Below are 25,656 nucleotides of genomic sequence, written 5' to 3'. Positions count from 1 at the left end.
CTTGAAGACGACGAGGTTGATAGGTTCGGGGTGGAAGCACAGTAATGTGTGGAGCTGACGAATACTAATAGGTCGAGGGCTTATCCTAATGAATATTGAAGAAGCGTTTTAATCACTTTGCGATCAGTTTTCAAGGTATAACCTTGTTTTAGGAACATGCCGAAAGGTATGATATTTCCTGGAGCGATTCGAAGATGCTTAGCATCGGAAAATCATGTTTGGTGACGATGGCGGAGGGGTTCCACGCGTACCCATCCCGAACACGAACGTTAAGTCCTCCAGCGCCAATGGTACTTGGACCGCAGGGTCCCGGGAGAGTAGGACGTCGCCAAGCAAACACAGCCCACTGATGATTTCATCGGTGGGTTTTGTTTTATTCTTATGTTTGCTTAATTTATATAACTTCCTTTCCTGGAAAGGTTTTTGATGTCTGACATTCGCTGTTTGATATGAAACTAATATGATTGTTAAAAATGAGAAGATATATATAAATAAACAAGCCATTGATCGGATTAGATCAATGGCTTGTTATTATTGACCTGTAATATTTTTAACCATACCGTCCACGGATTGGCTAAATTGTTGATATCCTTCACTTTCGACCCATTGCTTGAATGTGTCTAGGTTAGTACTATTAATTGCTTCTTGTATGGAGGTGTTAAATTCTACACCAAGCTGTTCCCAACTTATAGCGGAAGTTAGATTTTGATACTCTTGTCTTAAAGGTTCAATCATTTCATTAAAGGTTTGTTCTGTAGCCGTTGTGTATATTCGATCAATTTCTGTTGTTATGTTGGCTACATTTTGAATGGATTGAGCACCCTCTTGGATTGCTTTTGTCCCCTCTTCAATTGCCTGTTTACCGTCTTGTATCGTTTGATCTACCAGGCCGCAGCCACTAAGTAGAAGAACACCCAGCGCCACACATAAGAACCTTTTTTTCATGAATAAAATCCTCCTTATATATCGCTATATCCAGTAATACGTAGTTGCTGTTGCTATGGACTCACTTTTAGGTAAGTAATACAGATCATAACATAATTTTGGTACCCATTTTTTGTTTATCTTTGTTGAGGTGCTTTGTTTCTTGACACGCTATAGAGCCTCTGCTAATATGGGCATAATATCTAAGAGCCTATAGACAAAATAAAACCTTTGTTTTCGCTGAAAAGACAACATTTAAGAGGAAAAAAGGATTAGGAAAAGGGAGGGACTTCTTCTGTGTGGGAGTCTAAATTTGTAAAAGAAGGTCTAACGTTTGACGATGTATTGTTAGTTCCACGTAAATCAAGTGTATTACCTAAAGAGACAAGCGTTGCTACTCGTTTGAGTGACAATGTTAAACTTAATATCCCTTTGATTAGTGCGGGTATGGATACAGTTACGGAAGCTCCGCTTGCGATTGCTATCGCACGTGAAGGCGGAATGGGTATTATTCATAAGAACATGTCGGTTGAGCAGCAAGCTGAAGAAGTGGATCGTGTTAAGCGCTCGGAGAGCGGCGTTATTACGAACCCATTCTCTTTGTCACCTGATCATTCTGTTGCAGATGCGGACAAATTAATGGGCAAATTCCGTATTTCTGGTGTGCCGATTGTTGATGAGAATCATAAGCTTGTTGGTATCATCACGAACCGTGATATGCGTTTTGTTACTGACTATAGCATTGCTATTAAAGATGTAATGACAAAAGAAAACTTGGTAACTGCGCCAGTTGGTACAACATTAGACCAAGCTCAAGTTGCGCTGCAAGAGCATAAGATTGAAAAGCTCCCGTTGGTGGATGAAGATAATACTCTTAAAGGCCTTATCACAATTAAAGACATTGAGAAGGCAATTCAATATCCAAACGCAGCAAAAGATGCTCAAGGACGTTTGCTTGTTGGAGCAGCAGTTGGTATCTCGGGCGATACGTTTGATCGTGCTGAAGCATTAGTACAAGCTGGTGTTGATGCTATCGTTGTTGATTCTGCGCACGGTCATCATATTAACATTTTAGATGCGGTTCGCAATCTTCGTGCACGTTACCCGGAGCTAACGATTATTGCTGGTAACGTAGCTACTGGTGAAGGTACTCGTGACCTAATTGAAGCTGGTGCATCTGTTGTTAAGGTTGGTATCGGACCAGGTTCAATCTGTACAACTCGTGTCATTGCTGGTATTGGTGTTCCTCAAATTACAGCAATCTATGATTGTGCAACGGTTGCTCGTGAGCTTGGTATTCCAATTATCGCAGACGGCGGTATTAAATACTCTGGTGACATTACGAAGGCACTTGCTTCTGGTGGCAGCGCAGTTATGTTGGGCAGCTTGCTCGCTGGTACGGAAGAGAGCCCAGGTGAATCTGAAATTTACCAAGGCCGTAGCTACAAAGTTTACCGTGGTATGGGTTCCCTTGGTGCGATGAAGAAAGGTTCCAAGGATCGTTATTTCCAGGACAGCAGCAATGAGAAGAAACTCGTTCCAGAAGGAATCGAGGGTCGTGTTGCTTACAAAGGTCCATTGGCAGATACAATTCACCAACTTATTGGTGGTTTGAAAGCTGGTATGGGATATTGCGGTACGGAGAACTTGGAGCAGCTTCAGAATGATACTCATTTCGTTCGTATTACAGGTGCAGGATTGCGTGAAAGCCATCCGCATGATGTTCAAATTACGAAAGAAGCTCCAAACTATTCCTACTAACTTAAGCATTCAATATAGCATTTCATAGGCAACCTAAGCGTTTAGGTTTATGAAATATTTAATACGAATTATTGGAAGACAGGGTATGTTTACCCTGTCTTTTTTCGTGCTATCGGCTGTGATAGAATAAGGAATAGGTTCAATCTGGGAAGGAGTTAATAAAGTGTCTAATATAAACCAATCAAGTACAAAACGTCCACGTTGGAAACGTGCTGTTGCGTTGGCAACAGCTTTGCACATATTATCTTATACAATGTTACCATCCGTAGGTATGGTAGCAGCTGAACAAGCTGCACAGAAAGAGGTTAAAGCTGCAACGACTTCAGCTACAACTAGTGCGAAATCTACAGAAGCAGCTAAAAACATGGGAGCTTCTTTGAAGACGAAGCTTAATCTTGATGTTTCTTCTGCAATTATTGTGGAAGCGAGCACAGGACAAGTTTATGCAGAATATCAAGCCGATACTGCACTGCCGCCGGCTAGTATGACGAAGATGATGACAGAGTACATCGTCATGGAGAAAATTAAAGCTGGTGAGCTGTCTTGGGATACAGTAGTGACTACGACTGAGCACGCATCGCTAACGGAAGGATCTCGTATTTTCCTAGCGAAAGGGGATCAACATACAGTTGAAGAATTGTACATTGCGATGGCGATCGGGTCAGCTAACGATGCAACAGTAGCATTGGCAGAGCACATTTCACAGAGCGAAAAACAGTTCGTAAAATTAATGAACGAGACGGCAAAGCGTCTTGGGATGGAAGATACGCACTATATTAACTCGACAGGTCTAGGAAAGGCGGACATGCCTGAAAAGTATCAGCCTGCTAGTAATGAGGAGACGGTAATGTCTGCACGAGACGTAGCGAAGCTAGTTCGTGCTATCGTGGTTGAACACCCTGAGTTTAGTAAATACACAACGATTCAACAACATAAGTTCCGCGAAAGAGATACGGCTCCAATCATTAATTTGAATTGGATGCTAGAGGCTAATAAAGATGTAACCAACTTCCGTCAATATGCTTATGAAGGTTTAGATGGAATGAAGACAGGCTTTACAGATGAAGCGAAATATACGTTTGCGGGAACAGCTGAGCGTAATGGTATGCGTCTTATTACCGTAGTAATGGGTGCGCCTACTAAGGCAGCACGCTTTACAGAGACGAAAAAGCTATTGGATCATGGCTTTAAACATATTGAGTTGAAACAAGTTATTGGCCCTAAGCAAGTAGTTGCTGGTACGGAAACAGCCCCGATTAAGAGCGGCGTAGAAACAGAAGTCCCAATCGTAACGGAGAAAGAAGTTGCCTTTGTTGTGGACAAGGGTGCTAAGTTTGATGCAAAGAACTTGAAGCAAGAAGTGAAGCTGACTCCTGAAGATCAGCTTGAAGCACCTATTAAACAAGGCCAGAAGGTAGGTACGGTTACGTATACGTACAAAGGAACAGCAGGAGAAGAGCAGCAAACTGTTAACTTGATCGCTTCTGAGGAAGTAGAAAAAGGAAGCTGGTGGCGTTTATTCTTCCGCGGTATTAAAAATTTCTTTGTTGATCTATTCAATTCTATTGGCAGCTTGTTCTAAATTGAATTAAAATAGATACACATATTGCTATAAATAGCTGATCTAATTCCGACAAAAGCGGTTGCCTATGTAAACGTCATACGTTACAATTAGTGGGTAAAATGTGTAAATCGCGTATAACGCAAATATGCTTATAATATTGGGGGTTGCAGGAGACATGGCAAACGTTGAGACAGGAACATTTCGAGTAAAACGTGGTATGGCTGAAATGCAAAAAGGCGGCGTCATTATGGACGTCATGAATGCTGAGCAAGCAAAAATAGCTGAAGCAGCTGGTGCTGTTGCTGTAATGGCATTAGAGCGCGTACCTTCGGATATTCGTGCAGCAGGCGGCGTTGCCCGTATGGCGGACCCGACAATTATCGAGGAAGTCATGAAAGTTGTCTCCATCCCGGTTATGGCTAAAGCCCGTATCGGACATTATGTAGAAGCTAAAGTACTGGAATCGCTTGGTGTAGACTACTTGGATGAGTCTGAAGTGTTGACGCCAGCAGATGAAGTATTCCATATTGATAAGCATGAATTTACAGTACCTTTCGTATGTGGTGCGAAAGATTTAGGTGAAGCTTTGCGTCGTATCAGCGAAGGAGCAGCTATGCTTCGTACGAAGGGTGAGCCTGGAACAGGTAACATTGTAGAAGCTGTTCGTCATATGCGTCTTATTAACGGCCAAATTCGCAAAGTACAAAACTTGTCCAAGGACGAATTGTATGCTGAGGCGAAAAATTTGGGCGTATCTTATGAGCTATTGAAGAGTGTTAGTGAAGCAGGCAAGCTGCCAGTTGTTAACTTTGCAGCAGGCGGAGTAGCTACACCAGCTGACGCAGCTTTGATGATGCACCTAGGTGCAGATGGCGTATTCGTAGGTTCTGGTATTTTCAAATCAGATAGCCCTGAGAAATTCGCACGTGCGATCGTAGAAGCTACAACGCACCATACGGATTATGAGTTGATTGCTAAAGTATCGAAGAACTTGGGTGCACCGATGAAAGGTATCGAGATTTCCAAGCTTTCTCCTGCTGAGCGTATGCAGGATCGCGGCTGGTAATCAACAACTTCATAGGCATTTCAGGGAAAGAAGGTTGCACCTATGAAACAGATAAAAATCGGAGTACTTGCCCTGCAAGGGGCAGTAGCTGAGCATATACGAAGCCTAGAGTCTGCTGGTGCAGAAGCTGTGGCGATTAAGTGGCCGCATGAGTTGGATGATCTGGACGGCTTAGTCATTCCAGGCGGTGAGAGTACAACTATCGGCAAGTTGATGCGTCGCTACAATTTTATTGAAGCGATTCGTCAATTTTCTGCACAGCAGAAGCCTATTTTCGGCACATGTGCGGGACTTATCGTTTTGGCCCAGCATATCGAAAGCAATCATGGCACAGAAGAGCCGCATCTTGCCCTAATGGATATTCGAGTGAGACGTAACGCATTCGGTCGTCAGCGTGAAAGCTTTGAGACGGATTTGCAGGTCAAAGGAATTGAAAGTCCTGTACGAGCGGTATTTATACGCGCTCCTCTTATTGAAGCTGTTGGTGAGGAAGTCGATGTTATTTGTGAAGCTAATGGTGAAATGGTGGCTGCTAGACAGGGACACTTGCTTGTTTGCTCATTCCATCCGGAATTGACAGAGGATTCACGTATGCATCATTATTTTGTTCAAATGACAGCTCAATCTTTGCAGACGAAGGCTAGTCGCTAACGAATCAAATCCGTTGAATAGTATATATATATCGAAACAGTACGTTTTTAAGAAACACCTTAATCATGAATTCCATTTTGGAATGTGATTAGGGTGTTTTTTCTTAATTTTTGTGCTTGTTCTTGTTTGAACATTTGTTTCATTGTTGAATCTAACTAGAGCATCTGTCATGTCATTTATTTAATTGAATGGTGATGAGGCTTAAATGATGTAGATGTAAGTTTTTTCATGTAAATTGGACTTGATGAATTGACCGAGGATATTTCCTTGATTGACGGACAAGTGCTATAATGAACTAGCACAATTCACCTGCGCTGCTGATGATTGTATGAAATAAAGCGCAGGAATGAGCGGCAACTTAGCTGGGATTCAATCCAGAGAAGTTCAATATATTTACATTTTAAAATTGAGATATACGCACACATGTGCTTTTTATACCTGTAGGAGGGATTACCCGTGTTAGATATTAAACGATTACGTACCGAGTTCGAAAGCGTGGAGCAAGCGTTGAAGAACCGTGGGGCTTCGCCAGAAATGATTGCGGCATTTCCCGAATTAGATGCAAAGCGTCGTGAAATGCTTCAAGAGACGGAGCAATTGAAAAACCGCCGTAATGTTGTATCTCAAGAAGTTGCTAAACTTAAGAAAGCTGGTCAACCGGCTGATGATGTCATCGCTGAGATGAGAGAAGTTGGCGATAGAATTAAGGTGTTGGATGAGCAGATCCGCGAAGTGGAACAGCAAATGGATGAGCTGCTGCTTGCTATTCCTAATGTTCCGCATGAATCCGTACCTGTTGGGTTGTCAGAAGATGAAAATGTTGAGCTTCGCCGCTGGATGGAGCCAACTACATTTACCTTTGAGCCAAGAGAGCATTGGGATTTAGCTACTGAACTAGGAATGTTGGATTTTGAAGGCGCATCGAAGGTAACGGGATCTCGCTTTGTGTTCTATAAAAATGCAGGTGCTCGCTTAGAGCGTGCATTGATTAGCTTTATGCTGGATGTTCATGCTGTGGATCATGGCTATGAGGAATTGCTTCCTCCTATGATCGTTAACCGTGACAGCTTGTATGGTACAGGTCAGCTTCCTAAGTTCGAAGAGGACCTATTCAAGATTCAGGGAACCGATTATTATTTGATTCCTACAGCAGAAGTGCCTGTAACGAATTATCATCGTGAAGAAATCTTGAATAACGATGTTCTGCCGAAGAACTACACGGCGTACAGCTCTTGTTTCCGTTCTGAGGCCGGCTCCGCAGGCCGTGATACACGTGGTCTTATTCGCCAACACCAGTTCAACAAAGTAGAGCTTGTGAAAATTGTAAGACCTGAAGATTCATATGCAGAGCTAGAAACGCTAACACAGCACGCAGAGCGTATTTTGCAGCTGCTGAAGCTTCCGTATCGTGTTATGAGCCTTTGCTCCGGTGATATCGGCTTTAGTTCTGCTAAGACTTTTGATCTGGAAGTATGGCTTCCAAGCAGCAATAGCTACCGTGAAATCTCGTCTTGCTCAAACTTCGAAGACTTCCAAGCACGCCGCGCAAATATTCGTTTCCGTCGTGACACGAAGTCTAAACCTGAGTTTGTGCATACGTTGAACGGTTCTGGCTTGGCGATTGGTCGTACGGTTGCTGCGATCATGGAGAATTACCAGCAGGAAGATGGGTCCATCGTTGTTCCTGAAGTATTGCGTCCTTATATGCGCGGTGCAGAAGTGATTCAAAAATAATCAAATTTTTTAAATATCAATTGCTTGCATATTTTAAATGTAGTGTGCTATAATAATGATTGTCCGATGCTAAGTCGGCCAATCATATACGGAGAGGTACCGAAGCGGTCATAACGGGGCGGTCTTGAAAACCGTTAGAGTGCAAGCTCACGTGGGTTCGAATCCCACCTTCTCCGCCATAACTTTACTAATGATACAGCCTGTTGAGCAAATGCTCAGTAGGCTGTTTTTGCATTCTGCTTCTTTATTCAAATCTCGGATTAACTTTATTGTATTCATTGATAATTACTTCTCCTACTAATCCTGCTCTTGTGCCTCTTCTTCTTCAACTTACTTACTAATGAATGAAATACCATGCAACGAATAGATTACCTGTCTGTTACAAACATTAACTACAAAATTTAAACTTTCAACGTTTAATCGATATGGATGATGTAAAAGACAGGGGATGGTTGGCTGTGTTCAAATCAATATTTGGAGTGCTGCAAAAAGTAGGTAAAGCACTCATGCTGCCTGTTGCAATCCTACCTGCGGCGGGTATCCTACTTGGTATAGGTAATGCGCTCAGTAACCCAGATCTCATCGCGAGAATGCCAGCGCTTGCTGGTCCGTTCTGGACGACTGTGTCCAGCGTAATGGAGCAATCCGGTGGGATTGTATTCGATAATTTATCGCTTTTATTCGCTGTAGGGGTGGCAATTGGGCTTGCAGGCGGAGATGGTGTGGCAGGGTTAGCTGCCATCATCGGATATTTCGTCATGAATGTGACCATGAAGGTTATCATGAATGTCACACCAGAGTTAGTAAAAAGTGATTTTTCTTATGCCATATTGCAGGGGGTACCTACGCTTCAAACGGGTGTTTTTGGGGGTATCATCATCGGTATATTGGCCGCATTTTTGTATAAACGTTTTTACAATATTGAGCTGCCTTCTTATTTAGGTTTTTTTGCGGGAAAACGGTTCGTACCGATTATTACAGCGGTAAGTTCCTTGTTGCTAGGTATTCTGTTGACCTTTATTTGGCCACCTATTCAGTCGGGTTTAAATACATTTTCTCATTCTTTGTTAGATTCAAATTTGGCTGTAGCTGCGTTTATTTTTGGTATATGTGAGAGGGCGCTTATTCCTTTTGGACTGCATCATATTTTCTACTCGCCGTTCTGGTTTGAGTTTGGTCAATATGTAAATAGCGCTGGGGAGCTGGTACGAGGCGATCAGAAAATTTTCTTTGCCCAGCTCAAAGATGGAGTGGAGCTGACCGCAGGTACATTTATGACGGGTAAATTCCCATTTATGATGTTTGGACTGCCAGCAGCGGCGCTTGCGATGTACCACGAGGCCAGACCTGAGAATAAAAAGCTTGTAGCAGGATTGATGGGTTCGGCGGCACTTACGTCCTTTTTGACAGGTATTACGGAACCTTTAGAATTCTCCTTTTTATTTATCGCACCATTATTGTTTGCAGTTCATGTTCTATTTGCCGGTTTGTCGTTCCTAGTCATGCATTTGTTAAATGTAAAAATAGGGATGACTTTCTCCGGTGGTGTAATTGACTACATGCTGTTTGGTGTATTGCAAAATCGAACGCCATATTGGCTCGTTATTCCTGTAGGTTTAGTGCTGGCGGTTATTTATTACATCGTGTTCCGTGTCGCGATACGGAAATTTAATCTGCGGACGCCAGGACGCGAGGAGGCAAAGGCAGAATCCAAAGCCGGAACAGGAAAAGCAAATACAGATGAGCTGCCGGGGAACATCCTTAATGCGTTAGGTGGGAAAGATAATATTGCTTCACTGGATGCTTGTATTACAAGGCTGCGTGTACAGGTAAAGGATAAAGAAGATGTGGACAAGGATCGCTTAAAGGAGCTCGGAGCCTCTGGAGTACTTGAGGTGGGTAATAATGTTCAAGCTATATTTGGAACACGATCAGAGACGATTAAGCATCAAATCCATGAAATTATTAAAGCAGAGGATATGGAGCTGGAGGACAGCAAATAAAGTTGACGATCGATGCAGTTCCATGGGCTGACGTTAAATGGTGCATGAATACATGCCCTCTTTTATCGATAACGAAGTGCTTTGTATAAAAAGGCTTGTTCGTCCACACAATGTAATTGAACTCAATGGAGGTGTTGGTTCATGAGTAGAGAAGGAGCCATTCCTGTCCAACAGGACGTTTTGGTGCAAGCTTGGCAGCAGACGCTGCCTACGACGTTAGATCCGTCGGACAAGGCTACGGTAAATGCTGATGAGGCGAATCCGAGTGGCCTACGCATTCATATTGATACAGCGGGTCGACAACAGTATTCATTTGACTTCGCCTGTTCCTACTTGGATCCCCGTGAAGTCCGCGTACAGTTGATCGATGTAGAACGTGATGGACAAAATGTAGGTGAACACACACCGGTCATTCAAGAGCTGGCACAAAACTATGTGCGTCAGATTCATGAATGTGCCCAGACATTGCAGAGTATCACTCATACACGTTCCGCAGATGATGGTGATTACCACGTGCATTAATGGAATCAGGAGGAGCAATCATGACTCAAGCAAAAAATCATGTAGATAAGAACTTGTCTAATGTTGTGAGCAGGCTGGAAGAAGAGGCTGTTAACAGTCATCATGCTCAACAATTGCAGCAAGATCATGACGACAGACGTCACCAAGATGAATTGAATCATGACAGCCCTGCATCAGATTCTCGATAGAGGGAGAGGAGCTAGTACAATGGCGGGTAAATCAAAAGCAGTGCCTGTACCAGAAGCACAGTCCCAACAGAAACAGCATCATTCAGGTGGCGATCATGGAGCTTTACAAGAGCCGCTGTCTGGTTCTAAAAAGGTAAAGAGTAAAAACCATGTTTCTCATCATAATCCAGAAGGATAGTTGGCGTTTGTAATAAATCAATTCAGCAGCTTCCCTGTAATTTATCCGTGAAAATGGATACGCAGGGGGCTGTTTTTTATTTCATATTTCTGCATACACAATGCGCCTATCCTTGTAATCCGTTATAATAAATACATATAGATGAAAAGGGGTGGCCTTTTGTCCGACACTAAAGTTAAGACTAAGAAAGCAAATTCTTCGATGCCGAAGCCGAAGCGGATGCATCAGCACACAAAAACGAGTATAGGCAAAATTATGCAGCGCGTCTTTTTCGTTACACTAGGCGCTATTCTTATGGCAGTCAGTCTAGAGCTGTTCCTTGTACCGAATCAAATGACAGATGGCGGGATCGCAGGTATTTCAATCATTTTGTCTTATTTGACGGGCATACCCTTGGGTGTGTACTTATTCTTGCTCAACCTTCCGTTCCTCATAATCGGCTATAAGCAGATTGGTAAGACGTTTGCCTTATCCACACTTCTTGGTATTTCTGTGATGTCTGTAAGTACGGTCCTTTTACACAATGTAGAACCATTCGTGACAAACAGCTTCTTGGCCGTTGTATACGGAGGTATGATTCTCGGAATTGGCGTTGGTCTCGTGATTCGATTTGGCGGATCGCTAGACGGAACAGAAATCGTAGCTATTTTATTTGATAAGCGCTCGCCATTTTCCGTTGGTGAAACGGTTATGATCTTCAACTTGTTCATTATGGTTCTAGCAGGTTTCGTGTTTGGCTGGCAAGAAGCAATGTACTCACTACTTGCTTATTACATTGCCTTTAAAATGATTGATATTACCATCGAAGGTCTTAATGATTCCAAGTCAGTTTGGATCATTAGCGACAATTACAAGGAAATTGGGGATGCGCTGCAGTATCGTCTTGGACGTGGCGTTACGTACCTAAATGGAGAAGGTGGCTTCTCAGGGGATGACAAGAAGGTCATCTTTACGGTCATTACACGTTTGGAAGAGTCGAAGCTGAAGACTATCGTCGAAGAATTGGATGAGCAAGCGTTCCTTGCTATTGGGAATATCCATGATGTTAAAGGCGGCAGATTTAAGAAGAAGGATATACATTAGAATCATCTCTATCAGAGATAATCTAGAAAAGAGGTATCTTCATTGTTCAGATGAACAGTGAGGTGCCTCTTTGTTATTTAACTTTTATAAATGCTTCAACCGCATAATTGAAGAAGGAAGTTTATATTTGTAAAATAATATGTTTTTGTAATATTTTAGATTTGTATAACTTATAAAACTGAGGCTAGTACAGTGAAAAGGGGACAAAAGTCCCTAAATTTCACAAAAAAATATTCAAATAGACGGTTTTCTTTTTAGGTAAATTAGGGTAAAATCTAATGGGCATAAAGAGATGCTGATGAATTAGATATTTTATAAGGATGGGAGATCTGATTGTGAATAAAAAATGGATGAAGAGCACACTTGTGCTTCTATTTGCAATGACGTTAGTAATTGCTGGTTGTGGTCAAAAGGAAAGCCCAGCGGCTGCTTCTAAGACTGCTATGCAGAAAATGACTGAAATGAAGAGCTACGGCTTTGAAACAACGGTAAAGGTTAATGACCTTCAACTTCCACCATCATTGCTGCAAAGTGATCCAAGCTCCGCAATGATCGTTCAAATGTTGAAAAATGCTAGTCTTTCTGTGAGCGGTAAAATGCAAAATGAGCCGGTACAAGCTGAAATGGATCTAGATGTAAAATTGGAAGGCGACATGTCATTCAGCTTCAAGCTTCCAATTATGATGAACAGCGAGAAAATGTATATGAAGGTTCCTAGTCTTCCTATACCTGGTTTCCCAGCAGAATTGACTGGTAAATTCATTGAAATGGATATGAAGGAACTAGCTAAAGAAGCAGGTCAAGATATTTTGCCTACAGCTAAAGATGTAGAGCTTATGAACAAGTTCTACAATGATGTTTATACAAGTTTCGTAGCTAAGTTCGATGAGAAAACATTCTTCTCTGATGTAGCTGTGAAGGATGCTAAGCTTCCTGGAGACATCCAAGCGAAGCAAGTTGTGAAATTCTCCATTACGAATGAAAATGTTGATCAAGCAGCGAACACGCTTGTAAAAGATGCTTTGCCGGCATTGCTTGATGTAGTGGCGAAGGCTGAGTACAGCAAGTTGCTAGGCGGCGAAATGACAGCAGCAGAGGTAGAGAAAGCGAAGAAAGAACTTAAAGCACTTACAGAGGGCGACCTCAAAAAAGGTTTGGAAGAAATGAAGAAAGTGCTTAAAATCAATGATATCAGCTTCACTACAGCAATCGATAAAGATGGTTACCCTGTGTTAACTTCATTTGTTATTAACGTTGATTTAACACAAGAAGGCGAAACAATGAAAATCGGTGCTCAGATCGATACGAAGCTGAAAGATATCAACAAGAAGCAACAATTCAAGCCAGCACCAACGGACACAATTACAATGCAAGAGTTGGAAGCAGGTAACTTCTAATACAGCAATTATATAATCATAGTAATTAAGAAAGGTGCTTAGGTTATTCTACAGAATGACCTAAGCACTTTTTTTATTAAATATGAGATTGATTCCAATGCTTTAAGTTTCTCGGGAAGGCAATCTAGGGTTGAGTGTTATCGATAAAGTCGCTTATCAACATTAATTAGTAAAAGTGACGAAAAAAATCATACATAATCATTTGCCTAACCTATTTACAAATTATTGAAACAACGTAAAATACCTTTAAGACGATTCTATTTCGTTATCTAGCTATTTTTCTTTTCTATTCTGTGTACGTGTTAATAAAGATATGGGTAATAAATCGTACGGTGAAAAGTAGCAAGTTAATATAAGAGAAGGAGTGGGTGATAGGGATGCAATGTTCACTGCTGAAGCAACTGGACGAGCTTCGTGCGAAGCTGTGTGAGGTAGCTCTTCATTGCGAAGTACTGACTGACCCACGTGTATTGCGCATTAGTGAAGAGACTGATCAAGTCATAATCAGGTATTATCAACATCAAAGAGAGCATAAGCAAGCAGTTGTACAGACCTAGTCCACTATGGGCTAGGTCTGTTGTTTTCTTTTATGGCGCAATTTACGGAAGAATGAAGTAAGCAGTGAAGCGCACTCTTCTTTTAAAACGCCTTCTATAACTTCCGATTGGTGATTGAAGCGGGACTCCTGAAGGAGATTCATGAGCGTACCTGCACATCCGGCTTTGGGATCTGTTGTTCCGTATACGATTCGCGGTATACGTGACTGTACGATAGCGCCAGCGCACATTGGGCAAGGTTCTAGCGTGACATATAATGTGCAGTCCAATAGGCGCCAAGCTTGCAGTTGCTCGCTTCCTTCGCGAATGGCAATCATCTCCGCATGAGCAGTAGAATCATGTGTGGTTTCCCGAAGATTATAGCCTCTCCCGATTATGGTACCTTCATGAACAAGGATAGCACCTATAGGAACTTCACCTATGGCCTCTGCTTTGTTTGCCTCTTCTATAGCTAGTCTCATCCAATACTCGTGATCATCCATTTGATCAGGAGGTAAAGGATTGGATGGGTTTAGAATCATGCAATTATTTCCTTCTTTCTATTAGCAGTTATGCTTTATCGTATAGGTCTATGTTATCAAAAGTTTGCAGGCGATTCGACATGAACTAGGTCTTATGCACCGAACAAATATTCGTTGTTAACACAATGTTGATAATCCTGTGCATAAGTGGAGGCTTATCCACAGACTTATACACATATTATCCCTAATTCACACGAACTGTGAATAACTTGTTGATAACAACTTTAATTGTAGGTAACATATCGATCAATTGCAACTCTTTACACACAAGTGAGCTTTATAGAAATCGATAGACAAATAGGGGTGGACTAGGTATGATCATAGTTGTTCCATAATAAACCATAATAATTTTATCGTGGTTGCTTTGTGTTCAGAGGTGAATTATGCGGTTATCGATTAAAGGAAAGCTATCATTATCTATATCATGTACTGTACTAGTTGCGTTATTGCTTCATATGGTACTCAATTATTATACTACGAAAATAAAACTCGTTGATGCATTAGAAGACCAAATGGCTGCGCTAACACAGCAAATATCTTTATCTGTTGAGCAAGCTTATGAGACCGAAAAAGTAATAGACGACTTATTAGCTATGCAGTTGTACACGGACTCCTTATATATTAACGCACGACTTCCTGCTGATGTAGAACAGATTAGCAGCGAGCAGCTGAAGGAAATTAGTCAGGAACTAGGAATCGCTCATATTTCGCTTCTACAAAAGACCCCCGATGGCAGCGATATTGTTATTGTACAATCATCAGACCCTAAAGAAATTGGTTTATCCACAAAGGGCTGGGGATTTTGGTACACCGCCATGCAAGAGCTGTTTGAACAGCGAGAGGTCACAGTAAGCCAAGGCCAGAAGTTCAAAAATTTCTGGTCAGGTCCATTTGCTGCTTCGACATCAGATCCCCAATATGATGATAAATGGGGATATTATTACGATGGTTCACGGGATTATATGCTCAATCCCTTCATTCGTAATAATAACCTAGAATCTACTTTACAAATTACGAGGCCAGATACGGTTATCAAGCAAACGCTGAAGATGCAGCAGAATTTGCTGGAAGTTACCGCCTTCAACCCAGTAACGTTTGATAAACCCCCTGTTATAACAGAACGCAGTGACGGTATTCGTTTTATTAAGGTAGAGGACCAGCCGATCAGATTTGGCTCTCATCTCTTCAAGCATCAGGAGGACAAGCTTCATATTCAAACAGCATCAGCCGGAGAGCCTGTATTTATACAGACGAATATTCAAGGTATGAATGTAATGAAGAGCTACGTTTCCATTGAAATGGATGGGAAGCCTCCGTATGTGCTAGGAATTGTGATGGATGCGGAGCCGCTTCTTGCGACCTTGCATGAACAGCTGATGCACAATATTGCAATTGGGCTAGTGCTTATTGAAATTGTACTAGTTGGCTCTTATATTCTTGCGGGAACGTTCATTCGTCCACTGCAGTTTATTCTGCAAAAGGTTAATATGATGGCCGTGGGGCAGTTCCACAGCCCTCTGGAAATTGAGCGTAATGATGAACTAGGTACATTGGCTTCGAGAGTCAACCTAATGGCAGATAATTTGGATCAATCCACGACACGGCTTCGTTCTTTATATGAAGAGAATCGGGCAATGAAAGAGCAACTGGAGTCCTTTATCAATCAATCGACAGATGCTATTCATGTTATGGACTTGAATGGGAAGCTAGAACGGATGAATCAAGCTTTTGTTGATATGTTTGGGTGGTCTCAGGAGGAATTGTTAGGAAAGTCGTTGCCTAACATACCGCCAATGCTTAGTGATTCACATAGTGAAGTCGAACGGCAGTTGCTAGCTGGACGGGCGACAGGAGCGCTTGAGACACAAAGGCTTACGAAAGATGGTCGGTTGTTAGAAGTGAGTGTTAGTACATCTCCAATTTATGATGAGTACGGCAATTGTATTGCATGGGCTAGTATCACGAGGGATATTACGAATCGCAAGCGGATGGAGGAGTTGCTGCGGCGCTCTGAAAAGTTGACGACGGTAGGTCAGCTTGCTGCAGGGGTAGCTCACGAGATTCGTAATCCGCTTACCACGTTGAAGGGATTTTTGCAGCTTCAACAGCAGACACACAAAATGAATGAATATCATACGGATATGATGCTATCTGAGCTGGATCGGATTAATTTAATTGTCAGTGAATTTTTAATACTATCCAAACCACAAGCTGTACGCTTTATGGAACAGGATCTTCGCGTCATTCTAAGTGAAGTTCAATCTTTACTGGATAGTCAGGCTCATTTGCATAATATTGAGTTCACTACGCATTTTGATGACGTACCGTTAGTGCTATGCGAGGAAAATCAATTGAAGCAAGTATTTATCAATGTAATCAAAAATGGTATAGAAGCGATGCCTACAGGCGGCAATATGGTCATAAGGCTTGAAAAGCTTAATGAGGATTACGTTCGAATTAGCATTCAGGACTTCGGGGTAGGCATTCCACCGGAGCATCTAGGGCGTCTGGGAGATCCTTTCTTTACGAACAAAGAAAAAGGAACAGGGCTAGGCCTAATGGTTTCACAACGAATTATTTATAATCATCGTGGAACGATGGAGATTACCAGTGAAGAGCACGTAGGTACGATTGTTAAGATCGTACTTCCAACAGCGCACATGACGTCTCAGTACTTATCGGAAGAGCAGGTACAGCTCCAAATTCGTTAGGAGTGGGATTCCATGAATTTGGGAAATGGTAGATTATTCGTCGTGGTGTCCAACGGTTTCAGCAAAGAGATACAAATATGTTTACAAAAAAAAGGCTGCTCTGATGAGCAGCCTTTTTTTTAATTAGCTGGTGTTGTAAGTGTTTTGGTGTGATTGCTGTATTTACGAACAATAGTAACCTCAACACGGCGATTCTGTGCACGTCCCTCAGCATTGTCGTTAGAAACGATAGGGTGGTATTCACCCATTCCGACTGCTTGGAAGTGTTTCGGGTTAAGCTGAGAGCGCTCCAGTACAACTTTCATAAAGTTAAGTGCACGAGCAGAGCTCAAGTCCCAATTCGATGCAAAGCGGCTATTCTTAATCGGGACGTTATCCGTATGTCCGCGAATAATAATTTGGTAGCCTTTATACGGCTTCAGCATACTGCCGATAGTCTCGGCAACTTTCTCCGACTCTTCTTTCAATGTAGCATGACCTGAGTCGAATAGAGCACTGTCCTTAATCGTAATTCGAAGCTCGGAATGATTAAGCTTCGTACTCAATTGATCGGATAAGCCGTTCTTCTTCATATATTCGTTCAATTGAGCTTGCAGTTGCTCTAACTGCTCTTGTTCTTTCTGAGCCTGCAAGTCTTTAGCGCGTTCCTTCGCGGCTTCTATCTCCATATTATCCGTCGTCTTCGGCGTCTTCGATGATTGTTCGAGCGGGACAGCTGAATCATGATCGAGAATATTGCTACCCCCGCCAGTGCTGTTGAATGCTGAACTGAAGGCAGCACTCATCTGTTCGAACTTCTGTGCATCGGCAGCGCTCATCGCATAGAGGACAAGGAAGAGAGCGAGCAAGAGTGTCATTAAGTCCGCGTATGGAATAAGCCATGACTCATCGGCGTGTTCTTCATGGTGTTCCTTGCGGTGCTTCTTACTCACCTCGGCCTTCCTCCTTCTCATTCATCATTGCGCGCTCCGAAGGTGTCAAGAAGACGGAGAGCTTCTGATTGATAGCAATCGTAGATACGCCAGATTGAATGGACAATAGACCTTCAACCATCATAAGGCGAATTTGTATTTCTGCTGAGGACAGTCGTTTCAGTTTCGTCGCGATTGGGTGCCACAGTACATAACCTGTGAAAATACCCATTAGCGTTGCAACGAATGCCGCTGCAATGGCTTTAGCGAGCTTGTCCATCTCTGACATATCAGAGAGGGCAGAAATTAGACCGATAACAGCCCCGAGAACCCCTAGTGTCGGTGCGTACATACCTGCTTGCGAGAAGATAAGTGCGCCGGCACGATGACGTTCTTCGGTAGCGTTAATATCCTCCATGAGCACGTCACGAACGAAATCTTGATCGTTGCCGTCTATAATCATTCGCATTCCACCACGTAGAAAGTCGTCGTCGATTTCATCGATACGTGATTCTAGTGCTAGCAAGCCTTCGCGACGAGTGATGGACGCCCACTCCATAAATAATTGAATTAGTTGTACACGATCGACCAATTGCTGCTGTTTGAAAAGAATTTTTACCAGCTTCGGGAACTTCTTAATCTCTTTCATAGGGAAAGCCATGAAGAGAGAAGCAGCCGTACCGACAAAAATAATCATAACTGCAGCAGGCTCGATTAGGCTGGAAAGCGGGGCTCCTTTAAGGGCCATACCTACCAATACGGCGGCAAGACCGAGTACAATGCCTATTACCGTAGATTTTTCCATAATCCTACATCCACCTCATCCATGAGTATATTGATGCTTCCTGCCGCTGCGATCGCTTTTAATCTTGTGAACACAAAATTGCGATGCAACACCCTATTTATCGGCAAATTGTGAGCAAAAATTTAGATGTGAATCAAGGATGACCGAGGAAGGTTGTCAAATTTGGGGGATAGATTGAACATATGCTACAATATCGACAATAAGATGTTGCAGCAGGAGAGGGGTTATACGGAATATGGCAGTTTCCTTTACTCGACCTTACAAGGCGATACTCGATGACATGTCCGAGGCGCTCATTCGCATACCGAACGCTTACGTGAGCCTAGATATGGAGCAAGTAGATTGGGAAGGCTTAACTCCCGAGGAGCAGAAAGAAGTTATGGAGGCGCTGGCGGATGATTTGTTCTACGGCTTAGGCAAGGAGCGTCTACAGTTTATCGGGGATGGTAGTATTCATTATGATCGCGATTTTGGTCATTTCGAGTTTATGTTTAATAATGAGACAGTTGCTACAGTTGGATTGAAGGAAGAAGAGTAATTTCAATTTTGATACATATGCAAGATTTATAATTTTTGTTGTAAGTGGTTGTTAAAGCTGCATGAGGAAGGGATGAGTATATGGTTAGTCCAAGAATCAGTGAGCAATCTTTGTATATGGAAGTGTCTGAGTTACATCAGCGGTTGAACAGGCAAGGGCAAGATCAGGAGCAATTGCACGTTATCGATTGTCGTTTCTGGTTAGACCAGCCTGCCAAAGGCTATGAATCTTATTTGATTGGCCACATTACGAATTCTGTTTACATGGATCTTGATCATGACTTGTCTTCCTCACGGAAGAAGCATGGTGGTAGGCATCCACTCCCCGAGCCAGAACAGTTGGCACGCTCTTTAACGCTTCGTGGAATCAACAAGCAGGATACAGTGGTTGCTTACGACGATCAAGGCGGCGCAATGGCAAGCCGTCTAAGCTGGCTGCTGCAATGGATAGGCCACGAAGGAGAGGTATACGTACTTAATGGTGGATACGCCGCTTGGCAGCAGGCAGGGTTTGCGAGCGAGATAGGTGCAGCAAAGCCGCATGTGGGGCTTGAACAACCCTATGAGCCTAATGTTCAATCTGAGCTGGTAGCGGATATTGAAGAAGTACGCTCCAAGCTTGGTGATTCTAATGTGCGTCTAATCGATTCACGTGAACATGCACGTTATATCGGTGAAGTAGAGCCAATCGATCCCAAGGCAGGCCATATCCCCGGGGCATTAAATCGGTTTTGGCGTGATGGGTTGGATGGAAAAGGATATGTTCGTAAGAATAACGAAGAGCGGGATGCCTGGCGGAAGCTAGTAGATGGGGCTGAAGAGATTATTGTATACTGCGGTTCAGGTGTGACCGCTTGCCCGAATGTACTGTCACTGTGGCGTTCTGGTTATAACAATGTGAAGCTGTATGCTGGTAGTTGGAGTGATTGGTGTTCGTATGAAGAGGAGCATACTCCAGTTGCGACACTTGAGGAATAGCTGTTTGAAGTCGGCCCATTTGTGAGTTGAAGGGTAAACGCGACAAAAATACGTCGAATAAGGGTAGTGACACCTATACTAGTTAGGTTGTTACACCCTTTTTAGTTTGTTCTATAAGCATCCTCGAACCATTTCAACATGAATTGAATTTGATTTCTTATTACAAAGTAACTAAAATAGTTAGGTGCTATTTTTCTAAACTTGTTGCTTACAATAATTGTTGATATGATACTCTAGTGAATGGGTTTCATTTCATGTTTATTTCTATTTCATTTATAACGTATTGAATGCAAGGATACATCTAAGAATACGCAGATCGTATTTAATATCGATTATTTAAAGGAGTTTAATAATGGAAAACTGGATTACAGGCATTATGAATGATTTCGGTTATATAGGTGTCTTCCTATTGATCGCAATTGAAAATTTATTTCCACCGATCCCCTCAGAGGTTATTCTAACGTTCGGCGGCTTTATGACAACTTACTCTGATATGAGTATAGTAGGTGTTGTCATCGCTTCTACATTGGGATCTATCGCGGGAGCAATTGCTCTTTACTACGTCGGTTATCTTGTTGATGTGAATAGGATGGAGCGTTTTGTCGGCAAGTATGGCCGTTTCTTGCAATTGACTCCTAATGATGTGACGAAGACCTACAGTTGGTTCACGAAATATGGCGTATGGGCGGTATTCCTTTGCCGCATGGTTCCATTGCTTCGCAGCCTTATTTCTGTACCAGCGGGCAGCACGCGTATGAACTTCGGATTGTTCATGGTACTGACAACGGTCGGTTCATTAATCTGGAATATCGCGCTAGTTTCGGTTGGTGCTGCTGTAGGTGCTTCATGGGAAACTATTGTTTCTTACATGGACACGTACTCTAATATCGTCTATGCACTTATCGCTCTAATTGGTCTAGGTGTTCTCGTGTTCATATTCAAAAGAAAGAAAAAAGCAAACTAGTCTTCTACATGAATAAATCTGCGCTAGCTGTGGAATTTAAAGGCTGTGATTGGTCGCCAAGTGATGATCGATCACAGCCTTTTTACATACCATTCCATTCATTTTAAAATCAAAGCAAGCCTCTGTACACCTGTCTCTATTTGCTCCTCGGATAAATTTCCATATCCAAGAATGATGCGATGAAGATGTTTTCCTTTTTCAATTGCATGAATTTCGACAGGATATACTTTCACACCACATTGCTCTAACCTCTCTAATAGTTGGGTTGTAAATAGGATATCTGCAAACTCGGCGATAAGATGAAGCCCAGTAGAATGTCCTAACACCGTTACCTGCTCACCAAATTTTTCGGTTAGGGAGTCAATTAAATGATTTCTACGCTTACGATATATTTTTTTCATTTTAGCAATATGACGTTCTAAATGGCCTTCTTCTATGAAACGTGCAAGAATCATTTGCTCCCATGTAGGTGTATGTAGATCGGTCAACCATTTCAGGTTACGTCCTCTTTCTATAAGTGTCTGGGGCAATATTAAATAACCAATTCGCAATGCAGGGGATAATATTTTGCTAAATGTTCCGATGTAAATGACTCGATCGGGATCTAGTCCTTGCAAGGAGCTGATAGGAGCGCTTTCATAGCGAAATTCACTATCATAGTCGTCCTCAACGATATAGCAGTCGGTTGTTCTTGCAAAGTTAATAAGCTGAACCCGTCGCTGTATAGGCAATACCCCACCCAATGGATATTGGTGTGAAGGTGTTACGTAAACAAAGCCTGGTCGTGTATGAAGCGGGAGAGCATGCGTGATCATGCCCTGCTGGTCTACTGGGACTGGACACAAACGAGCTCCAGGTTGAGTAAAAATGGTATGAATTTCATGCGTAATAGGATCTTCTAAAATGACGTCGGATGTAGGTGTGAGCAAAAGCTTAGTGATGAGCGAAATAGATTGTGTAGCACCGGTCGTAATAATCAACTGTTCAGGATGGCACACTACCCCTCTTGTGCGAAGTAAATAACGGGCGAGTATGCTTCTAAGTTTCAGCAGTCCTTCTGGTTTACCATATCCCCAGGCTTCATCAGGTGCATGCGTACATTCTTGTTGAGCTAGCTGCATCCATATTTTGCGTGGAAATAAAGCTAATGCAGGAATACCGGGACGAAAGTCGACCATATCGTGTTGTTCAGAGCTTAGCCTTATTGTTGGCTCTGGATCAAGCATTGATAACATTTGATTGTGATGACGAGTTTCTAAGTAGGTTCCTTCCGCTACAAAAGTACCCGATCCATGTCGCCCCACAATATATCCCTCCGCAAATAGTTGTTCATAAGCTTCGACGATAATATTTCGTGAGACTTGCAGCTGAGTGGAAAGCTCTCGCGTACTAGGGATACGTTCTCCGCTTTGGAGCTCTCCCTTAAGAATTTTAGTTCGATAGCTTTCATAAATTTGACGGTATAGAGGAGTGCCTGATGAGCGATCTAGCCCGATCCATGTCATACGATCAGTCCCTTGTTTTAAAAGTGGTACTCTCTGTTTTGTTCTGGATTGGTCCTGTTATCATCCATTTTAACACGGTAAGCTCATAGCTAATAAAGCTCATTTGAGTGTGAAGGAGATGATAATGATGTTGGAAACAGCAACTGTTTCGTCAGTAGCATCAGCCTGGGAAACTTCAGCTTCACAGGCATTAAAGGCTATGGCTCGCGATGAACAAATGAAAGCGCAAGTTCAACGCGCTGAAGGTTTATATCCATTATTATTAAGTGCTGCAAAGCGGTTTGTCGTAGGTGAAACTAGAGAGGAGGCTATATCAGAAGCGTGCAATTTGTTATCGAAAGGGTATAACGTATCTTTAGAATACATCTGTGAGAACATCCGTGATATACAGGATTGTATCTCGGCGAAGGATGAATTTCTTGGGCTCATTCGCATTGCTGGCCAAGCCAATCTGAAATCTACGGTGTCCCTTGATTTATCCTATATGGGCATGAATGCTGATCCACAGCTTGCTTATGAGCATTTACTAGAATTGGCCCAAGAAGCTGAACGTTGTGGTATTACCATCATGATCAGTGCTGAAGAATCAACTAAGATTGATCAGATTCTTGGAATTTATAAAAGAATAGGTGAAAGGTACGCAAATATAGGGATTACGTTGCAAGCTCATTTGCATCGGACAGTCCGTGATTATTTAGATATTCAAGCTTATCCAGGAAAAATCCGAATTGTAAAAGGAGCTTATCAAGAAGCGGCAGATGTTGCACTCGCGCGATCGGAGGAACTGAATGAACGGTATTTAGATATAGTCGAGATGATAGTGGCTACAGGACGTCCTATTTCCATTGCAACGCATGACGAAACTATTATTGAGGAAGTTGTGAAGAAGGGATATTTAAATCAGCCGAATGTTGAAATAGAGATGCTGTATGGAGTTAGACCAGAGCGACTAAAAGAACTGAAGGATGAGGGGTATCAAACAAAGGTTTATGTATTATACGGGGTGGAATGGTATTTATATGTTTGTCATAGGCTCGCAGAATTTCCTCCGAATATATACAAAGCAATCGCGGATATGGCTAATCCCTATGCTGAGAAAGAGTCTCCCTATTAAGTAGTTCTGCTTAATGCATACAAAATTCCATATTTATCGGAGTAAGCGAATAGAGGAGCGAGAGTAGGCTAGAATACGTAAAGGCCGGAAGTCTCCTGTTGGGGGCTCCGGCCTTAGATACTTTAAAACGATGATTCATTCACTTTGAATTTTCCGATACTTGCAGAGACAACTTCACTAAGTGAATGCAGACGCTCCGCCGATGTATGCAACGACTGGAATGCCGCAAGCTGATCAGAAGAGGAAGCGCCGATCATTTCCGTTGTTGCAGCCGCTTCCGCAGCGACATTGGATATTTCTTTGATGGCATCTACAACGTGACTTCGTAACTGTTCAATTTGTTGAATGTCACTGTTGACCGTATGAATGGAGGTCACGATCTGTTCGAAAGTGACAAACATCGATTCGAAGACAGTACCAGCTTCAGCGACAATTTGGCTTTGTTTGCTCGCTATTTGTTCCGTCGTTTTCATAATGGATAACGTATTGCTAAACTCATTATTAATATTGGAAATGGTATTTTTAATTTGTGTTGTAGCATCAAACGATTGTGTCGCAAGCTTGCGGATCTCAGTGGCTACTACTCCAAATCCTTGCCCTGCTTCACCTGCACGAGCTGCTTCAATGCTAGCATTCAAGGCAAGCAGCTTCGTTTGTTCAGTAATATCATTAATCGTTTGTACGACGACACTAATATTTTTCATATTATTAGCCAGACGGGCAATTTCTACAGTAGCTTTGCGTTGTACCTCGTCGGCTTGCGCAGTATGATCTTGAAGATCACGGACTTTATCCATACCGCCGCCTAGTACTTGTTCAGCTTGGGAGGATAGACCATTAATTTCCTTGCTCTTCTCACTAACTCGCTCGATGTTATTAGATAATTCTAACGTGCGCTGGTGTGCAGCTTCTGTTAATGAAGCTTGGAGAGTCGCTCCGTCTGCAATATTTACGATGGCCTTTTGGATGCTTTCACTCGTAGCCGTTGTCTCCTCAGAGATTGTGCTCAACTCTTCGGCAGATTCACTAACATCTTGTATTGAGCTTCCTACGGTAGCAATCAGCGTTTGGGTTTGGTCGATCATCGTTCTAAAGTCTTTAGATAACGCTCCGAGCTCGTCTTCCGCCATAGACTGAATTTGTACCGTAAGATCTCCCTCGGCCACTCGTTTCACATTGTCACGTAAGTGGCTAATTGGGCGGTTAATGGAACGAATTATGCCCCAGCCTAGAAGTGAACTAAATAGTACACATACTAGGATAATGATAACGGTATACCAAAGTAAAGATTGATAGTCTTGTTTGACTTCGGTACGCATTCGTTCATTTTCCTCGTTGTATAGTTCGCCGATCGCATCCAAGTTCTCTTCCATGCCATTGAATTTTTCATATCCCTCACCGTATGAGAGCTGAATACCTTGTTGGCGCACAGCAGGATCTGTGGACGATATATCCTTTAGAATGCGTTCCGCCACTGCCTCAAATTCTACCTTGGACTTGTTATATGCTTCGATAAGCTCTACTTCTTTGGGAAGAGACAGATTGTTTGCTGCATATTCGTTAAATCTGGAATGGGCCTGATCTTTTTGCTTTTCATAATATTCGAGCTGGCTCTTAAATTTGTCAGTGCCGGGCTCATACATATGAAGCGATCTTTCAGCCGTTATCCATTGGTACAGATCGATACCTACTGCCCTTATGAGCTCGGTATTTTGTGCGTGAACATTCAAACTTTTTTCCAAAGTGCTTTGTACTTTATAAAGATTGTACAGGCCTGTTCCCCCGATAATAAGGTTTGTTAAAAGGGCTACAGCGACTGCAATTAGTATTTTGGCACGAATAGATATTTTCTGAAAAACCTTTCCTGAGCGAATTGGTTGCCCCTGTTGTTTCATCTCTCTATTATCCCCTTATTTTCATGGTAATTGCGCAAACGTAATTAGTAGTAGTGTAGTTATAATATTTCATAAATAAAAATATTA

23 protein-coding genes, 1 tRNA gene and 2 rRNA genes are annotated in these 25,656 nt (G+C 42.4%); 20 read left to right on the top strand and 6 right to left on the bottom strand.

Annotation, left to right across the window (positions count from 1 at the left end; all coding sequences use genetic code 11):
- Positions 1 to 88, top strand: a 23S ribosomal RNA gene (locus FPZ44_RS25525); the annotation flags it as partial.
- Positions 89 to 217: 129 nt separating this feature from the next.
- Positions 218 to 334: ribosomal RNA gene (gene rrf / locus FPZ44_RS25520) — 5S ribosomal RNA — on the top strand.
- Positions 335 to 531: 197 nt separating this feature from the next.
- On the opposite strand, the gene FPZ44_RS25515 is transcribed toward rrf, so the two are convergent.
- On the bottom strand, positions 532 to 945 hold the full coding sequence (locus FPZ44_RS25515) for a hypothetical protein (protein WP_144995352.1): 414 nt from the start codon (positions 943 to 945) through the stop codon (positions 532 to 534).
- A 276-nt stretch (positions 946 to 1,221) separates the two neighbouring features.
- Between FPZ44_RS25515 and guaB the strand changes: the two genes are divergently transcribed.
- From guaB to FPZ44_RS25455, 13 genes are all read left to right on the top strand, one after another.
- Entirely contained in the window at positions 1,222 to 2,685 is a 1,464-nt protein-coding gene (gene guaB, locus FPZ44_RS25510; protein WP_144995350.1) for an IMP dehydrogenase, read from the top strand.
- Positions 2,686 to 2,848: 163 nt separating this feature from the next.
- Positions 2,849 to 4,267 carry a D-alanyl-D-alanine carboxypeptidase family protein gene (locus FPZ44_RS25505; protein ID WP_261378557.1) on the top strand — a complete coding sequence of 473 codons (1,419 nt, stop codon included), beginning with the start codon at positions 2,849 to 2,851 and terminating at the stop codon, positions 4,265 to 4,267.
- A gap of 157 nt (positions 4,268 to 4,424) precedes the next feature.
- Positions 4,425 to 5,315 carry a pyridoxal 5'-phosphate synthase lyase subunit PdxS gene (pdxS, locus tag FPZ44_RS25500; RefSeq protein ID WP_144995348.1) on the top strand — a complete coding sequence of 297 codons (891 nt, stop codon included), beginning with the start codon at positions 4,425 to 4,427 and terminating at the stop codon, positions 5,313 to 5,315.
- A gap of 51 nt (positions 5,316 to 5,366) precedes the next feature.
- Positions 5,367 to 5,966, top strand: coding sequence for a pyridoxal 5'-phosphate synthase glutaminase subunit PdxT (gene pdxT / locus FPZ44_RS25495; RefSeq protein ID WP_144995368.1), 600 nt, complete (start codon positions 5,367 to 5,369; stop codon positions 5,964 to 5,966).
- A 456-nt stretch (positions 5,967 to 6,422) separates the two neighbouring features.
- Positions 6,423 to 7,700, top strand: a complete 1,278-nt coding sequence (serS, locus tag FPZ44_RS25490; protein ID WP_144995345.1) for a serine--tRNA ligase — start codon at positions 6,423 to 6,425, stop codon at positions 7,698 to 7,700.
- A gap of 90 nt (positions 7,701 to 7,790) precedes the next feature.
- Positions 7,791 to 7,879, top strand: a tRNA-Ser gene (locus tag FPZ44_RS25485).
- A gap of 279 nt (positions 7,880 to 8,158) precedes the next feature.
- Positions 8,159 to 9,703 (top strand): glucose-specific PTS transporter subunit IIBC, encoded by a 1,545-nt coding sequence (ptsG, locus tag FPZ44_RS25480; RefSeq protein WP_144995343.1) that lies wholly within the window; start codon positions 8,159 to 8,161, stop codon positions 9,701 to 9,703.
- A gap of 141 nt (positions 9,704 to 9,844) precedes the next feature.
- Entirely contained in the window at positions 9,845 to 10,225 is a 381-nt protein-coding gene (locus FPZ44_RS25475) for a hypothetical protein (protein ID WP_144995341.1), read from the top strand.
- Positions 10,226 to 10,245: 20 nt separating this feature from the next.
- Positions 10,246 to 10,413: a hypothetical protein gene (locus FPZ44_RS26655; RefSeq protein WP_186786242.1), complete on the top strand. Its 168-nt coding sequence runs from the start codon at positions 10,246 to 10,248 to the stop codon at positions 10,411 to 10,413.
- 19 nt (positions 10,414 to 10,432) lie between these two features.
- Entirely contained in the window at positions 10,433 to 10,591 is a 159-nt protein-coding gene (locus FPZ44_RS25470) for a small acid-soluble spore protein P (protein WP_144995339.1), read from the top strand.
- Between the two features lie 219 nt (positions 10,592 to 10,810).
- On the top strand, positions 10,811 to 11,674 hold the full coding sequence (locus FPZ44_RS25465; RefSeq protein ID WP_418789209.1) for a YitT family protein: 864 nt from the start codon (positions 10,811 to 10,813) through the stop codon (positions 11,672 to 11,674).
- A gap of 335 nt (positions 11,675 to 12,009) precedes the next feature.
- Positions 12,010 to 13,071 (top strand): DUF6612 family protein, encoded by a 1,062-nt coding sequence (locus FPZ44_RS25460; protein ID WP_144995337.1) that lies wholly within the window; start codon positions 12,010 to 12,012, stop codon positions 13,069 to 13,071.
- A gap of 377 nt (positions 13,072 to 13,448) precedes the next feature.
- Positions 13,449 to 13,628, top strand: coding sequence for an aspartyl-phosphate phosphatase Spo0E family protein (locus FPZ44_RS25455; protein ID WP_144995335.1), 180 nt, complete (start codon positions 13,449 to 13,451; stop codon positions 13,626 to 13,628).
- 11 nt (positions 13,629 to 13,639) lie between these two features.
- Here FPZ44_RS25455 and tadA read toward each other — a convergent pair whose 3' ends face one another.
- Entirely contained in the window at positions 13,640 to 14,149 is a 510-nt protein-coding gene (gene tadA / locus FPZ44_RS25450) for a tRNA adenosine(34) deaminase TadA (RefSeq protein WP_261378556.1), read from the bottom strand.
- 383 nt (positions 14,150 to 14,532) lie between these two features.
- Between tadA and FPZ44_RS25445 the strand changes: the two genes are divergently transcribed.
- Entirely contained in the window at positions 14,533 to 16,860 is a 2,328-nt protein-coding gene (locus tag FPZ44_RS25445) for a PAS domain S-box protein (RefSeq protein WP_144995333.1), read from the top strand.
- Positions 16,861 to 16,979: 119 nt separating this feature from the next.
- Here FPZ44_RS25445 and FPZ44_RS25440 read toward each other — a convergent pair whose 3' ends face one another.
- Complete coding sequence (locus FPZ44_RS25440) at positions 16,980 to 17,792, bottom strand: flagellar motor protein MotB (RefSeq protein ID WP_144995331.1); 813 nt, start codon at positions 17,790 to 17,792, stop codon at positions 16,980 to 16,982.
- Entirely contained in the window at positions 17,785 to 18,576 is a 792-nt protein-coding gene (gene motA / locus FPZ44_RS25435) for a flagellar motor stator protein MotA (protein ID WP_144995329.1), read from the bottom strand. Before motA ends, FPZ44_RS25440 begins: the two co-directional genes overlap by 8 nt.
- Positions 18,577 to 18,811: 235 nt before the next feature.
- Here motA and FPZ44_RS25430 point away from each other — a divergent pair, with 235 nt between their 5' ends.
- The 3 genes from FPZ44_RS25430 to FPZ44_RS25420 all read left to right on the top strand — a co-directional run bounded on the left by FPZ44_RS25430 (position 18,812) and on the right by FPZ44_RS25420 (position 21,055).
- The gene (locus FPZ44_RS25430) at positions 18,812 to 19,114 is read left to right on the top strand and encodes a hypothetical protein (RefSeq protein ID WP_144995327.1); all 303 of its coding nucleotides are present in this window, start codon (positions 18,812 to 18,814) and stop codon (positions 19,112 to 19,114) included.
- Positions 19,115 to 19,194: 80 nt separating this feature from the next.
- Positions 19,195 to 20,091 (top strand): sulfurtransferase, encoded by an 897-nt coding sequence (locus tag FPZ44_RS25425; protein ID WP_144995325.1) that lies wholly within the window; start codon positions 19,195 to 19,197, stop codon positions 20,089 to 20,091.
- A gap of 352 nt (positions 20,092 to 20,443) precedes the next feature.
- Positions 20,444 to 21,055 carry a DedA family protein gene (locus FPZ44_RS25420; protein ID WP_144995323.1) on the top strand — a complete coding sequence of 204 codons (612 nt, stop codon included), beginning with the start codon at positions 20,444 to 20,446 and terminating at the stop codon, positions 21,053 to 21,055.
- A gap of 98 nt (positions 21,056 to 21,153) precedes the next feature.
- Here FPZ44_RS25420 and pdxR read toward each other — a convergent pair whose 3' ends face one another.
- Positions 21,154 to 22,560, bottom strand: a complete 1,407-nt coding sequence (gene pdxR / locus FPZ44_RS25415; RefSeq protein WP_144995321.1) for a MocR-like pyridoxine biosynthesis transcription factor PdxR — start codon at positions 22,558 to 22,560, stop codon at positions 21,154 to 21,156.
- A 124-nt stretch (positions 22,561 to 22,684) separates the two neighbouring features.
- Here pdxR and FPZ44_RS25410 point away from each other — a divergent pair, with 124 nt between their 5' ends.
- Positions 22,685 to 23,674: a proline dehydrogenase family protein gene (locus FPZ44_RS25410; protein WP_261378555.1), complete on the top strand. Its 990-nt coding sequence runs from the start codon at positions 22,685 to 22,687 to the stop codon at positions 23,672 to 23,674.
- 122 nt (positions 23,675 to 23,796) lie between these two features.
- Here FPZ44_RS25410 and FPZ44_RS25405 read toward each other — a convergent pair whose 3' ends face one another.
- Positions 23,797 to 25,569, bottom strand: a complete 1,773-nt coding sequence (locus tag FPZ44_RS25405) for a methyl-accepting chemotaxis protein (protein ID WP_144995319.1) — start codon at positions 25,567 to 25,569, stop codon at positions 23,797 to 23,799.
- Positions 25,570 to 25,656 lie beyond the last annotated feature (87 nt).

The organism is Paenibacillus agilis (assembly GCF_007786455.1).
GTDB lineage: Bacteria > Bacillota > Bacilli > Paenibacillales > Paenibacillaceae > Paenibacillus_B > Paenibacillus_B agilis.
Note: the sequence above shows the minus strand (reverse complement) of the source record. Positions and strands in the feature narration are given on the sequence as shown.

Coding starts and splice junctions, on each gene's coding strand:
- pdxS (WP_144995348.1), top strand. CDS start 4,425: ATGGCAAACGTTGAGACAGGAACATTTCGAGTAAAACGTGGTATGGCT.
- motA (WP_144995329.1), bottom strand. CDS start 18,576: ATGGAAAAATCTACGGTAATAGGCATTGTACTCGGTCTTGCCGCCGTA.
- FPZ44_RS25475 (WP_144995341.1), top strand. CDS start 9,845: ATGAGTAGAGAAGGAGCCATTCCTGTCCAACAGGACGTTTTGGTGCAA.
- FPZ44_RS25455 (WP_144995335.1), top strand. CDS start 13,449: ATGCAATGTTCACTGCTGAAGCAACTGGACGAGCTTCGTGCGAAGCTG.
- FPZ44_RS25420 (WP_144995323.1), top strand. CDS start 20,444: ATGGAAAACTGGATTACAGGCATTATGAATGATTTCGGTTATATAGGT.
- FPZ44_RS25465 (WP_418789209.1), top strand. CDS start 10,811: ATGCATCAGCACACAAAAACGAGTATAGGCAAAATTATGCAGCGCGTC.
- FPZ44_RS25425 (WP_144995325.1), top strand. CDS start 19,195: ATGGTTAGTCCAAGAATCAGTGAGCAATCTTTGTATATGGAAGTGTCT.
- FPZ44_RS25445 (WP_144995333.1), top strand. CDS start 14,533: ATGCGGTTATCGATTAAAGGAAAGCTATCATTATCTATATCATGTACT.
- FPZ44_RS26655 (WP_186786242.1), top strand. CDS start 10,246: ATGACTCAAGCAAAAAATCATGTAGATAAGAACTTGTCTAATGTTGTG.
- FPZ44_RS25470 (WP_144995339.1), top strand. CDS start 10,433: ATGGCGGGTAAATCAAAAGCAGTGCCTGTACCAGAAGCACAGTCCCAA.
- FPZ44_RS25410 (WP_261378555.1), top strand. CDS start 22,685: ATGATGTTGGAAACAGCAACTGTTTCGTCAGTAGCATCAGCCTGGGAA.
- FPZ44_RS25515 (WP_144995352.1), bottom strand. CDS start 945: ATGAAAAAAAGGTTCTTATGTGTGGCGCTGGGTGTTCTTCTACTTAGT.
- FPZ44_RS25430 (WP_144995327.1), top strand. CDS start 18,812: ATGGCAGTTTCCTTTACTCGACCTTACAAGGCGATACTCGATGACATG.
- pdxR (WP_144995321.1), bottom strand. CDS start 22,560: ATGACATGGATCGGGCTAGATCGCTCATCAGGCACTCCTCTATACCGT.
- FPZ44_RS25405 (WP_144995319.1), bottom strand. CDS start 25,569: ATGAAACAACAGGGGCAACCAATTCGCTCAGGAAAGGTTTTTCAGAAA.
- tadA (WP_261378556.1), bottom strand. CDS start 14,149: ATGATTCTAAACCCATCCAATCCTTTACCTCCTGATCAAATGGATGAT.